Source organism: Clostridium aceticum (assembly GCF_001042715.1).
GTDB classification, from domain to species: Bacteria; Bacillota; Clostridia; order Peptostreptococcales; family Natronincolaceae; genus Andreesenella; species Andreesenella acetica.
Genome location: NZ_CP009687.1, coordinates 817,795 through 831,708, shown reverse-complemented (window position 1 = coordinate 831,708; position 13,914 = coordinate 817,795). Strand labels below are relative to the sequence as shown.

Below are 13,914 nucleotides of genomic sequence, written 5' to 3'. Positions count from 1 at the left end.
TTAAGTTAAGCCTCCAAACCAACCAATTCTTTAAATTCCTTTATTTTATTTCTACTAATGGGGATACTTTTGTCTCCAGACCCTCTCATTTTCACTTGGAAACTATTATTAAACCATAAAACCACCTGATCAATCTCATCAAGATTGATTAAAAAGCTTCTATGAGGTCTAAAAAATCCGTGTTTTCCCAGCCGTTCTTCCCATTCTACCATGGAAAAGCTAGTAGTAAATTCTCCTCTTTTACTCACCACATTTGTACTTCTTTCCCCAGTTTCAATAAAAATGATGTCATTCAAGGATAAAACATATAATTTATCGTCTTTTTCTAAGGTGATTTTTTGACTTTTAGATTCCATAGATAAATGTTGTTGAATTAAACACTGCACTTGTTTTAAAGCAATGTCCGTTGAATTTTTTAAGTCTTTTCGAAGTTTTTCAATTGTTTTAAAAAATCTTTCTTCATCAACTGGCTTCAACAAATAATCAATAGCAGCATACTCAAAGGCATCGATTGCATAATTGTTAAAGGCTGTTGCAAATACAATTTTCGGTACCTTGATTAAATTAATTAGTTCAGCAGCAATATCAAAGCCTGTCATATCTTGCAGCTGTATATCAAGGAAAACGATATCCGGTAACTTTTCTTTAATCAACTGGATTGCATCCTCACCATCACATGCTTCTCCAATAATTTTAAAATCAGCATAAGGGTTTAATAAGTTTATAATATTTCGTCTAGCAGGTAATTCATCATCTACCACAACAACTGTATAAATCATGCTACTACTCCCTCCATTTCAGAAGTATGTTGTTCTTCTATATAGGGGATTCTTATGAGAACGCAAGTTCCCTCATCGAATCTGCTAGTAATTTGTAGTTTATAATCTTCCCCATACAAATTGATTAAACGCTTATTTACATTGCTCAAACCCACTGAACTCGGTTGATTCTCATCCTGTAACAAAGTTATTAGCTTGTCTGGTTTTATGCCAACACCATCATCAATTACCTCTAGTATAATATCTTCTTTACCTCTTCTAGATTTTATTGTAATACATCCCCCTTTTTTCTTGGGGAGGATACCATGTAGTATAGCGTTTTCTACAATTGGCTGCAAAATTAAAGGTGGAATTTTACATAATATGTTAGCCTGCAACTCATATCTCACCTGTAACTTATCTCCAAATCTAGCTTTTTCAATCTCTAAATAAGATGCTATATGCTCTAATTCTATTTCTATATCCACCATATCTTGATGGTGACTTAGGCTTTTTCTAAAAAGATTCGCCAAAGAAATTAACAACTGTCTAGCCTTTATGGTATCAAATTGTATAAAGGAAACGATTGTATTAATTGCATTAAATAAAAAATGAGGATTAATTTGTGCTTGTAGTGATTTCAATTCTGCCTCAATAATAAGTTTTTTTTGATAATCCAATCGGCTCAATTCAATTTGTGTAGAAAACAGCTGAGCTAATCCCAATCCCAGCTCTATGTCCATAGAAGTAATGCTATTTTCCTTAATTTTATAAAGTTTCAGTGTTCCTACAATTTTATCTCTTTCTTTTAAAGGGATTACAATGCCAGACTTTAATTGACAATTATATTGATTGCATCGAATACTTTCTTTTGTGTTGATGACTTTGTATCTCCCTGTTTTTACTACTTCCTTAGTAGATTGGGTTTGAAAGCCGTGACCAGCTATATGATGATCTTCCCCTATCCCTTTATGGGCTAGGATTTCTTTACAATTGGTAATTGTTACTGCCTCCACATCTACAGCATCATAGATAATGTCTACAACCTTTTGAGCTACATCATAATTTAATCCCTGCCTAAAGTAAGGTAAGGTTAAAGTAGCAATTTTCAAAGCTTTTTGAGCTTGTCCAGCAGCAATACGATCATATTCAGAATAAATGTTTTCAATGATTCCAATAAATATAGCTATCCCTAATGAATTAACCATCATCATAGGAAGCACGATGATTTTTACTAGCTCTAAAGCGTCTAAGAAGGGTCGTGATAAAATTAAAATGATAAGCACTTGAATAACTTCTAATGTCATTCCAGTAATAAAGGCAGCTCTCCATTGGGACGACTTATTTCTGATATAGTGGTATATATACCCTCCTAGTAGTCCCTCTATTAGAATAGATACACTACTGGCTAATGCTGTAAATCCATGAATATCTATTAAGTAGCGATGCAAACCAGCAATTAGCCCTGTTAAAAATCCTACCATTGGTCCCCCTAATACGCCTCCTACTACAACCCCTACGGTTGTGGTATTGGCAAAAGAGCCATGAATCGATATATTAGAATACGTTCCCATGATTCCAATAAATCCAAATATTACAGATAAAATAACTTTGTCTATAAGGTTGATATTTTTCTTAATGATTAGTTTTCTAAACCCTTGAACTTTAGACAGGACAAAAGCTAAAATAACGATAACACCTAGTTTATTGAACAGTGCCAGCATCATTTCAGCTGTCATTAGCATCATTTTATCTCACCTACCTTTATATAACTATATAACTATCGTAACTATTATATCATACTTCTTTTATGTTCATCTACCAAATACCATATTTTAACTGACCTTTCCACCCTAAATAATTTAATTGCTCTTCTAATAATTTTTTACTTAAAATCGTCATCTCACTAGTATCATTAGAATTCATCAATATAACTTCGGTAGAGCCATTTGCCTGTTCTTCTCTTAGTAAATGGTGCTCTATTAGTAGTCTTTTAAGCTGATTAGCAGTTCCTTTATTACCGTCAATTAAATGTATAGTGTCATCTATGAGCTTAGTGATTTCTTCTTTGATAAAGATATAGTGGGTACAACCTAGAACAATAGCGGTTACTTCCTCCATATTTATAGAAGCATAAATTTTTTTTAAATAGTGTTGAATTTCTATCCCCTTCCCTCCAGTCCTTTCGATAATCTCCACTAAACCTGGACAAGGTAGTTTAATAACACCTTCTTTATTGTGCAGTTCTTCAATCAAGCGATTAAACTTCTTTTCTCTTAAGGTAACAGGAGTAGCCATTACAATAATTTTCCCCTTTTTATTTAAAGCCATAGCCGGCTTTAAGGCCGGCTCCATTCCCACAATTGGTATATCCAGCTTCCTTCTTAAATCTTCTATAGCTCCGCTGGTAGCAGTGTTACAAGCAACTACTAAACCTTTAATCCCCTTCTCCAGTAGTTTATTTACTACATGAAAAGATAGCTCCTTTACTTCCGCTGTAGGTCTTACCCCATATGGAGCATTTTTAGAATCTCCATAGTAAATATATTTTTCTTTAGGTAGAGAGCAAATTAACTCAGCTAAAACACTTATACCTCCAACTCCTGAATCAAATACTCCTATAGATAAATTTTTTTTAGATTTCATGCCCCAACACCTACCTCATTTCTTTGCTGATATGTAAAATACCACTCATTTATGTTAGTCTTTGTAACATCTTTTTTCCCTCTTCTTCATAGCCTGCTTTACCTAAGAGTGCAAACATATTCTTTTTATAAGCCTCTACTCCCGGTTGATTAAAGGGATTTACTCCCAATAGATAACCACTTATGCCGCAGGCCTTTTCAAAGAAATAAACTAAGTACCCAAAATAATAGGGAGATATTTCTGGAATGTTAATAATTAAGTTGGGTACGCCACCATCCTTATGGGCTAGTAAAGTAGCTTGAAAGATATTTTTATTAATATCATCTACCCTTTTGCCTGCTAAATAATTTAATCCGTCTAAATCTTTTTCCTCTGATTGGATAACAATTTCTTCTTTTGTATTTTCAACGTATAAAATTGTTTCAAAAATATTTCTTCTTCCTTCTTGAATATATTGCCCCATAGAATGTAGGTCTGTTGAAAAGTTTACAGAAGCTGGGAAAATACCTTTATGATCTTTTCCTTCACTTTCACCAAATAGTTGTTTCCACCACTCTCCTATAAAAAATAACGATGGTTCATAGTTCACTAGAATTTCTACATCTTTTCCTCTATTATATAAAATATTTCTTATTGCTGCGTATTGATAACATTCATTTTCCTGGAAAAAAGGTTCTTTTAGATCCTTGCAAGCTTGAGCCGCACCCTTCATAATTTTCTCAATATCTATACCAGCAACCGCAATAGGCAGCAATCCCACCGCTGTTAAAACAGAATATCTTCCTCCTATATCATCGGGAATAACAAAGGTTTCATACCCTTCGTTGTTTGCCATTGTTTTCAATGCTCCCTTTTCTTGATCTGTAGTAGCATAAATCCTTTCCTTTGCATGTTCCTTACCATATTTTTTTTCTATATATTCTTTTAATATTCTGAAGGCGATAGCTGGCTCTGTGGTAGTACCAGATTTAGAAATAATATTTAAAGAAATATCTTTTCCTTCGATAACCTCTAATAAGTTCTGTATATACTTAGCACTCATATTATGACCAACAAAATATACTTCAGGAGTTTTTCTTTTATCCTTTGGCAACATATTATAGAAACTATGGTTCAACATCTCTATGGCAGCCCTAGCACCTAAATAAGATCCACCAATACCTATAACAACCAACACATCGGAACTTTCTTGAACTTTTTTTGCTGCAATTTTTATTTTATTAAACTCTTCTTTGTCATAGGTTAGAGGTAAGTCCACCCACCCTAAAAACTCACTTCCTGCACCGGTTTTTTCATGTAACATTTTGTGTGCAACATTGATCATAGGTTCTAGTGAATCTAGCTCATGTTCAGCAATATAGCCCAATGCCTTTGAATAATCAAACTTAATTTTTTCCACGAAAAGACCTCCTAATAAATGTTAATTAATTCATATCATAATATTATTATTACAAAAAGTCAAAAAAATCCTACATTCCTGTAGGATTTTTAAGATACTATAGTTTTTGCCCTTGCAGGCTTATTTTTACTTTATTTACCTTCACAGCTTTATTGGCTTTGGCCACTGCAATATCTACTGCTCTAACAATTCCTTGACAACAAGGAACCTCCATATAAGCTACTGTAACAGACTTTATATGATTAGATGCGATAATCTGTGCTAATTTATCTGTATAAAATTCAATATCATCTAGTTTAGGGCAACCTACTACAACTGCTTTACCTTTTAGTAAGTCTAGGTGATAGTTTGGATAAGCAAAAGGTACACAGTCAGCTGTTACTAACAGGTCTGCATTTTCAAAATAAGGAGCATTTACTGGTACTAACTTTAACTGTACCGGCCATTGCTTTAATTGTGGCTTTATTTTTATTTCAATATCTCCACTGCTTATCACGGCTTCAGAACTGGTATTTTCCTCATCAAACTTCATCATTCTGCTTCCAGGACATCCGCCACCATGATGATGCTGGTGATTATGAGGTTGTGGTGTACTTTTACCTTGTTGTTTTAACAGCTCTTCTACTGCTTCTTCATCAAATTCCGGTGCTTCTCTTTCAATAATTTTTAAGGCATCCTGGGGACAGTGACCTAAACAAGCCCCTAGACCGTCACAATAAATATCACTCACTAACTTTGCCTTACCATCTATAATTTGAATCGCACCCTCAGCACAATTTGGTACACATAGTCCGCATCCGTCGCATTTTTCTTCGTTGATTTCAATAATTTTTCTAACTGCCATTGTAATCCTCTCCTTTTTCTTTTTTTCTTAAGTTTATTTTACTACAGGCTAAAGGACTAAGCTGTGACACTTCTCACAAAATCTCGTGAACTGTATCACATGACTGATTAAAGGTTTTACTTTTTTATATATCTTCCACAAAGAGGACAGTAAGAAATTTCTTCGTCAAATTCAACTTTACAGTGTGTACAATGTAGAACATTTTGAACACTTAATACTAGTTTCTCCAAAGTTTCAATATCCTTTTGTAAAAAAGCTATCTTGTTGAAATATTGGTCAATATCTTCTCTTGTAAGATTGTTGTATTGTTGTATATATTTATAAACATACTTTCCCAACGCTTCGTAAAGTTCATCAATTTCTCGTTTTCTTTTATTGATACTTAAATTCAACTTATTCACCTCTAATATTTCGGATGTTTTTTTTCCTATTTGCTGCATAGATTGATAAACAGCATCTGATAATTTATCTATCACATACAGAACCCCCTCTCTTTTCCCCTTTATTATATTTTTATTCAGAACTCTTATTATTGGTAACTTAAAGTAGAACATTTACTTTAAGTTATTTTTAGCTATTTTTCAAGGTTTCTTCCTTAATCTTAAGGTTTTACTTTCACCCATGATATAAAAAAGAAAATCCTCTTTTCGAGGATTTTCTTTTTTATATCTATGTTTTTTGTATAAAGGGTATAACGAATAAGGCAATAGTATTTTTTACATTACTTTTACTCAATTAGTTCTCTAATATCTTTTGTTTGGTGATTTTCGTAATCTATGACTTCACCTTCCCAAGTTCTGATGGTTACGTAGTCTTTACCTCTAGAAATAAGATAATTTGGAAATAACGGTGTTTTTCCTAGACCCTTGGGGGCGTTCACAATAAAGGTGGGAATTGCCATGCCTGAAGTGTATCCTCTTAAATATTCCATAATTTCAAGACCATCGTCAATAGAGGTATTGAAATGTGTTGTGCCTGCTACATGCTTAGCATGAAAAATATAGTAAGGTCTTACGCGGCATTTTAATAATTCATGATTTAAAAGCCTCATTACATATTTATTGTTGTTTACTCCATTTAATAAGACTGCTTGATTACCAAGAGGTACACCAACGTTTACTAATTTTTCACAAGCTTCCTTTGATTCAGGCGTAATCTCAGCTGGATGATTAAAGTGAGTATTTATATAAATAGGGTGATACTTCTTAATCATTTGGCAAAACTCGTCTGTAACTCTTTGAGGCATCGTTACCAGTGTCCTGCTGCCTAGCCTTATATATTCAACATGGGGAATTTCCTTTAGCTGGCTTAAAATCCATTCTAGTGTCTCATCTGTGAGGCACAAGGCATCTCCCCCTGTTATTAAAACATCTCTTATTTCTTCATTTTCCCTGATGTAATCTATGGACTCTTGAATAACAGACCTAGGTGTACCAATATCCTCTTCCCCAATATTTCTCCTTCTTTGACAATGTCTACAGTACATTGCGCATTCATTGGTAACATTTATAATTAATCTATCAGGGTATCGCCTTGTTATACTTCCTGCTGGGTTGGTGAATTCTTCTCCCATAGGATCAAAATCATTACACTCATCTTCTAATTCTTTGTAGGCAGGGATTGCCATTAACCTGATGGGATCGAACTTGTCCTCTGGATTGATTAGGCTTAGGTAGTAAGGAGAAATTGCCCACCTAAACTTTGTAGCTACTTCTTCGATTTGTTTCTTTTCTGATTCTGTTAAATTGATAATTTTATATAAAGTCTCCACATCAGAAATTCTATTTTTCAGTTGCCAACGATAGTCTTTCCAATCTTCTTCAGTTCCACCCAAAATTTGAAGTATTTTTTTCTTTCTAGCTTCTAGCACAGCTGCCATTTCTAATCCTCTAGGTATATTTTTTCGTTCCTCTAAATAGTCATCAATTCTACTTTTCAACTCAGCTGCTCTTTGTAAAGAAACTTGTCTTTTTTTATTGTTCATCCTCAAACCTCCTCTTATTCTATTATATAATAGTGCGATTTTTACAAGTTTTTATACCTCTTTTATGCCTCTTATATATAAGTATAACTTTTTGGAATAAAAAATGCAACGAAGGCTTCAACTTTTTATTTTACTTGAAATTTAAATTGCAATAAAGTAAAAAAAACGACATTAGTCGCTTTTTTACTTTATTATATTGGTTAATTCTCCTATTTTTTCAATGTTACAGGTTACAACGTCGCCAGGCTTCATAAACTTAGGAGGTTGAAAAGCCATTCCAACACCAGAAGGTGTTCCAGTAGCAATGATGTCTCCAGGCTTTAGCGTCATCCCTCTAGATAAATCACTAATAATGTAGGGAAGGTCAAATATTAAGTTTCGTGTATTAGAGTTCTGTCTTATTTCACCATTCACCTTACATGAGAGATCCAGTTCAACAGGAAAAGGGACTAAACTTTTATGCAGAATGCAGGGACCCATTGCTGTAAAGGTGTCTAAACTCTTACCTTTGATCCATTGCGTATGTTTTTGTTGCAAATCTCTGGCAGATAAGTCGTTTAGGATGCTATAGCCAAATATGTACTCTTCTGCATTTTCAGCAGGTATATTACTACCTTCCTTACCTATGATTACCGCTAATTCTACTTCATAATCAATGGCTTCTGTCACACCAGGATGGCTATTCACCTCATCCTTTGGTCCAATAATATACGAAGCCATTTTCCCAAAATAAACAGGAACTTTCGGTACTTTTGCTGCCATTGTATCTTTTAGTTCATCTGCATGATCCTTATAATTTAATCCAAGACATATTACATTTCTTCTTGGATAAGGAATCGGAGCACAAATTTTTACATCCTGTACATCTATAAAAACTTCTTTTTGATCACCTCTAGTACGCCATCCCTTTTTAATTTTTTCTATAACGTCTTCATTACAATAACTAATGAAATCTACCATGTTTTTAGGAATATCTTCTCCTAAAATCTCCTCTAATGCAATAACTTTATTTCTATTTTCAGTAAAGAGTCCTATTCTTTCAGTACCTTCCTGTAAATAAGTTATAAAATACATGTTTTTTCCCCCTTAATTGGATTCTCTTTGAAGTCATACTTAAAGCTACACTTTAACATGAAGCTTAACTCTAAGTTAAATTTATTCTACACAAATTATATTTTAAATTCAAGCGCATTAACGTTAACTAAACTATAATTTGTCATCCTGATAAACCATAATTTCTCATCCTGAGGGGAGTCAAAAGATCTACAAATGAAGAAAAAAATTCCTTATTTCAAGATTCTTCGCTATCCTCAGGATGACATCTAGCAAGGGGTTTTGGAAAAAACGGGGTAAATTAACGGCTATGAATTCAAGCACAATTTACCTAAAAGTTTCTACATAACTAATGTGCCATCCTCCTGCTCAATCATTAATAGCAACTGTCTCTGTTCACCTTTATTGGCATCAATATATACCAAGTAATGATCTTCTCCAAATTTTACTTTGAATTCATAACATAGAATTTCTTTTTCTCCAGCAGTAGGAATAATAGCTAGCCTTGTACTTTCTACCTCCACCCCACTGGATAATCTTTCTCTTGCTTCTTCTTCTGATACTTCAGGTTCTTCTATATCTCTTTTGTGGTGATTGATTAAGAAACCTTCAGTTTCTAAGCCTATAATTTCCCCATCATCTAGTGCTACTTTTACCTTTATCAAATCTGTATAGACAATCACATCATCTTGTTCATAGGCAAAATTTATCACACTCTGTCCTTCATAGTTTGTAGTATAAGTAGCCACCATATCTTCATAACCTTTATTCGTTAAAAATTCTTCTGCCCTTTTTATTGCCTCTTCTCTATCTAAGGTGCTTTCCCCTATTTCTCTAGGATTTAAGTACCACACCACTTTTCCTCCTGTTTTACTTACAGCCATAGAAACCTCTTGTCCATTGTTACCATTTCTAGTACCTCTTAAATAGTAGGCAGGAATAGAGGTGTTTTCAATTTCCCCAGTTACTTCTATATCTCTCACACTCTCTTCTCTAAAGTTTTCCTGCACAACTTGTATAGCTTGACCTTCGTCGATGGTCTCACCTTCTAAGCGAGGTTGTACATCCTTCAAATGTTCTGAGAAAGGCCCATCATAGATAAGCTCAGGATACTCCTGCATTCTCTCTTCAAAATTAATTAGCTGAAACTTTTCCATTCTATCGCTTAACTGAGCTAAATCTCGATTTCCTTCTCTTCTTAGATCTCCAAAGTTTATACCACCGGCTGAAATATTTTGTTGTAACTCTATTAACTGCTGTGACAACATGTTGGCATAATTATGCAGTTCACTAAGGGTACTCATTTCATCTTGATCTAAAACAATTCCCTCTAAACTCTTATTCACCATTGCTGTACAGTAGTCTCCTAATTGATTTAAAAAATTTTCTGTTCTACGAATTGCTCCATGATCTAAGGGCAATTGAGTAAGTTTTTCTTGGGCCATATAGGATTGAAAGACTGTATCGTTTAGGTACTTAATAATATCCTTATTTCCCCCTGATACCATTGCCTTTGCTAAATCTACTTGGGCATTTTCCACATGACCTATTAGATCATAAAATTGTCTTTGAAACTGTAGGTCTAAGTATGTATGATAATCATTTCTTTCATTATATTGATAGTAACCCCAAATTCCAGTTGCTACTAAAGCTACTGCTAGTATACTGGGAAGTATATATCTTCTCATCCTATCACTCCTTTTTAATTGCCAAATACATGTCTTCCAATTCTTAATGTAATGGTTCTTGTCCATATCCACCGACTAGTAGCTGTGGCTGGGTTCCAAAAGTACAGTGCTCCTCCAGTTGGATCCCAACCGTTTAAAGCATCTCTAGCTGCTCTATAGGCAGAATCGTTTGGAGCTTCATTGATAGTTCCCCGCTTTACTGGCTCAAAAGCACAGGGCTGGTAAACGACACCAGCAAGGGTATTTGGGAAATCGGCACTTCTTATTCGGTTTAATATCACTGCTCCTACTGCTACCTGACCTTCATAAGGTTCACCTTTAGACTCTGCATGAATGGTTCTAGCCAATAAGTGGACATCATCACTTCTCGATACCCCTCTGCTGACTGGTGTAGTAGGTGCCGTTACTTGACTAGGCATACCAAGGGCAGATCTGGTTTGAGGACCTACGATACCATCAACCGTAAGACCATTCCTTTGTTGAAATAATCGCACTGCTTCATAGGTTTGAGGTCCATAGGTTCCACTGATAGGACCATCATAGTATCCCCATCTTGTTAGTCGATTTTGCAACTCTGTGACTTCAGCACCACTGGAGCCCCATGTCAAATTTTGTGCATAGCTTTTTTCAAATGCAAATATGCTTAATAATATTACAGATAGTATCAACAATATAGGAATCATTATTTTCCTTTTCATTTTTTACCTCCTTTGCTATTTTCATTAGAGTACTATTATTTTTATCTGAAGTATGATAAATTATCCAAAAAAAATAAAGACGATCTAAAAGATCGTCTTTATAGGCCTAACAACATAGTAGCTATATTGAAATATACAATCAATGCCAAAGCATCTACAATCGTAGTAATCATAGGACCTGCCATAATAGCAGGGTCTAGCTTCATTTTCTTTGCTAGTATAGGTAGCGTTCCTCCAACAACTTTAGCCATCATGATAGTCAATACCAATGTACTTGATACCGTAATAGCGATATTAAAGCCTGCCTTCACCAGAAGTAACATCCTTAAAAAGTTGAGGGTTCCTAAAACTGCACCTACTACTAAGCTCACCCGCAGCTCTCTCCAAAATACCTTTAAGTAGTCTCCCAGTTCTATTTCTCCTAAAGCCATTCCTCTAATAATCAAAGTAGAGGATTGAGAACCAGCATTACCTGCGGTATCCATCAACATTGGAATAGAAGCTGCCAAAATAGCTACTGCTTGTAATACATCTTCAAATCGTCCAATAATGCCTTCTGTAAAAGTAGCTGAAATCATTAATAAAAGTAACCAAAAAATTCTTCTTCTTGCTAGGGAAAAAACCCCTGCATGTAGATATTCCTCTTCTGTAGGCTCCATTGCCGCCATTTTTTGAAAGTCTTCCGTATTTTCCTGATCAATAACATCTATAATATCATCTATAGTTATAATTCCAACCAGCCTATTTTCCTTATCTACAACTGGCAATGTTAATAAATCATACTTCTTAAAAAGACTAGCAATCTCCTCTTGGTCGTCTAAAGTTTTTGTAAAAATAAAATCTTCATTCATTACATCAGCAATCAGTAAGTCGTCTTCTAAAAGAACTAATTTTCTTAAGGATACAATTCCCTCTAGCTTTCTTTTATCATTGAGTACATAGCAGGTATAGATTGTTTCTTTATCTACGCCTGTTTTTTTGATATGCTCTAGTGCTTGCTTTACTGTCATTTCCTTTTTTAAGTCTACATACTCAATGGTCATTAAGCTGCCAGCAGAATTTTCAGGATATCTTAAAAACTGGTTGATTAACTTTCTTTCTTCCTCTGTAGCGGAAGTCAAAATTCTTTTTATAAAGTTTGCTGGCATTTCTTCTAAAAAGTCAATCATATCATCAAAATATAATTCTTCAATGATTTCCTTCAATTGCGTTTCATGAATAGCATTAACAATATCTTTCCTCTGTTGTGTAGATAAATAAGAAAAGATTTCTGCAGCATCATCTTTTGTTAGTAAACGAAATAAAATCACACTATTTTTTTTGTCTAGTTCATCAAAGGCTTCTGCTACATCAACTGCTCTCATTTCCTTTAATTCTTCTTTAAGTACAGCAAACTTTTTTTCTTCGATCAATTCCAAAATTCTTTCATGCATTTTTTCACCTCTCCTACTCCAGAGAAGTTCCTCCACTCAGGGTAGTGGAAAACTCTCCTCTAATACTTGTCTCTTTACTTTCTAAACAAGGTTCCTGACTCCCATCGGGAATAGAATCCATTTTCCACCACCTCCTTATATAGTATTTCTTATAGCTATCTAAAAAATATATGTTTAAAAATTAATTTTATCCCTGCGCATATTTACATTTAATATCAATCCTAAGGCCATCATATTAGAGAGCATAAAAGTCCCCCCATAGCTAACAAAGGGTAATGGCTTACCAGTAACTGGCATTAATCCTATCGTCATACCTATATTTGAGAAAATATGAAATGCCAACATAAAAGTAGCCCCAGTAACAATATATGCACCAAAGTCGTCTTTGGCATCCATTGCTATATTAATACATTTTACCAACATGATAATGTATAACAAAATCAATACACTTACCCCTGCAAATCCCAACTCTTCTGCCAATACAGAAAAAATAAAGTCTGTATGCTTCTCTGGTAAGAAACCAAACTGACTTTGCGTACCTCGGAATAATCCTTTGCCAAAAATCATACCGTTTCCTACAGCCAATCTTGATTGTATAGCATGATATCCCTTTCCCATAGGGTCTAGATCAGGATTTAAGAAGGTTAATATTCTATCCTTCTGATAATCCTTTAAAAAGGTGAGCCAAGCAAGGGGAACACTGAACATGCCTATAATAGCTGTGATAAAAATATGCTTATACTTTAGCCCTGCGATAAAAATCATGCCTAAAGTAAAGAAACCAAAAGCCATTGTTGTACCTAGATCTGGCTGACGCGCAATTAAAGCCATTGGTAATCCTGCAAATAGAAGAATTTTTGTTATCGTAGATAATTTATGAATAGAGTCCTTGTGATCATCAATTACCTTAGCAAGACAAATAATAATACCAATTTTGGCAAAATCTGAAGGCTGAAACTGAAAACCACCTATCCTAATCCATCGATTAGCTCCCCAACTATCCGCACCCGCTCCAAATAACAACACTGATACTAGTAATAAGTTAGAAAAAATATATATTGGCATATATAACTTAGCCAATACATTATAATCAATAAACAAAATAATAATAATTGCTATAAAACCCATAATAATAGATGATATTTGTGTCCGAATATATCTTTCATACCCTAAACTATGAGTAGCACTGGCAATCATAACAATGCCCATAATACATATCATTAAAACCACAATAATTAAACTAAAATTAATTTTTTTGATTAATTTATTTTCTAGTTTCAAGACTGCCTCGCCCCCTAAAATTATATTTTATAAGTTTACATATTCTACTACATACTTAGTTTACTCTAAGGTATATTTTTTTTCAACCTTATTTTTATCTTTTACACAAACAAAAGCGAAGCTTTTGCTT

12 protein-coding genes are annotated in these 13,914 nt (G+C 34.2%); all 12 read right to left on the bottom strand.

Translation table 11 applies throughout. The annotated features are described in order from the left end of the window. Nucleotides 1-5: 5 nt before the first annotated feature. Nucleotides 6-779 (bottom strand): LytR/AlgR family response regulator transcription factor, encoded by a 774-nt coding sequence (locus CACET_RS03725; RefSeq protein WP_044825759.1) that lies wholly within the window; start codon nucleotides 777-779, stop codon nucleotides 6-8. After that, nucleotides 776-2,506 (bottom strand): LytS/YhcK type 5TM receptor domain-containing protein, encoded by a 1,731-nt coding sequence (locus tag CACET_RS03720; RefSeq protein WP_242846950.1) that lies wholly within the window; start codon nucleotides 2,504-2,506, stop codon nucleotides 776-778. Before CACET_RS03720 ends, CACET_RS03725 begins: the two co-directional genes overlap by 4 nt. A 70-nt stretch (nucleotides 2,507-2,576) precedes the next feature. After that, nucleotides 2,577-3,404, bottom strand: a complete 828-nt coding sequence (gene murI / locus CACET_RS03715) for a glutamate racemase (protein ID WP_044825758.1) — start codon at nucleotides 3,402-3,404, stop codon at nucleotides 2,577-2,579. 49 nt (nucleotides 3,405-3,453) lie between these two features. Then, nucleotides 3,454-4,803, bottom strand: a complete 1,350-nt coding sequence (locus tag CACET_RS03710) for a glucose-6-phosphate isomerase (protein ID WP_044825757.1) — start codon at nucleotides 4,801-4,803, stop codon at nucleotides 3,454-3,456. A gap of 97 nt (nucleotides 4,804-4,900) precedes the next feature. Further along, complete coding sequence (locus tag CACET_RS03705; RefSeq protein WP_044825756.1) at nucleotides 4,901-5,647, bottom strand: ATP-binding protein; 747 nt, start codon at nucleotides 5,645-5,647, stop codon at nucleotides 4,901-4,903. 116 nt (nucleotides 5,648-5,763) lie between these two features. Continuing rightward, nucleotides 5,764-6,123: a hypothetical protein gene (locus CACET_RS03700; protein ID WP_052661515.1), complete on the bottom strand. Its 360-nt coding sequence runs from the start codon at nucleotides 6,121-6,123 to the stop codon at nucleotides 5,764-5,766. Nucleotides 6,124-6,374: 251 nt separating this feature from the next. Continuing rightward, nucleotides 6,375-7,631: a glutamate 2,3-aminomutase gene (gene eam, locus CACET_RS03695; protein ID WP_044825755.1), complete on the bottom strand. Its 1,257-nt coding sequence runs from the start codon at nucleotides 7,629-7,631 to the stop codon at nucleotides 6,375-6,377. A gap of 183 nt (nucleotides 7,632-7,814) precedes the next feature. Further along, nucleotides 7,815-8,705, bottom strand: coding sequence for a fumarylacetoacetate hydrolase family protein (locus CACET_RS03690; RefSeq protein ID WP_044825754.1), 891 nt, complete (start codon nucleotides 8,703-8,705; stop codon nucleotides 7,815-7,817). Between the two features lie 320 nt (nucleotides 8,706-9,025). Next, on the bottom strand, nucleotides 9,026-10,372 hold the full coding sequence (gene ypeB, locus CACET_RS03685) for a germination protein YpeB (RefSeq protein WP_044825753.1): 1,347 nt from the start codon (nucleotides 10,370-10,372) through the stop codon (nucleotides 9,026-9,028). A 14-nt stretch (nucleotides 10,373-10,386) separates the two neighbouring features. Next, the gene (gene sleB / locus CACET_RS03680) at nucleotides 10,387-11,070 is read right to left on the bottom strand and encodes a spore cortex-lytic enzyme (protein WP_044825752.1); all 684 of its coding nucleotides are present in this window, start codon (nucleotides 11,068-11,070) and stop codon (nucleotides 10,387-10,389) included. Nucleotides 11,071-11,168: 98 nt separating this feature from the next. Further along, nucleotides 11,169-12,503: a magnesium transporter gene (mgtE, locus tag CACET_RS03675; RefSeq protein ID WP_044825751.1), complete on the bottom strand. Its 1,335-nt coding sequence runs from the start codon at nucleotides 12,501-12,503 to the stop codon at nucleotides 11,169-11,171. A gap of 174 nt (nucleotides 12,504-12,677) precedes the next feature. Further along, nucleotides 12,678-13,784 (bottom strand): rod shape-determining protein RodA, encoded by a 1,107-nt coding sequence (gene rodA, locus CACET_RS03670; protein WP_044825750.1) that lies wholly within the window; start codon nucleotides 13,782-13,784, stop codon nucleotides 12,678-12,680. Between the last annotated feature and the right edge of the window lie 130 nt (nucleotides 13,785-13,914).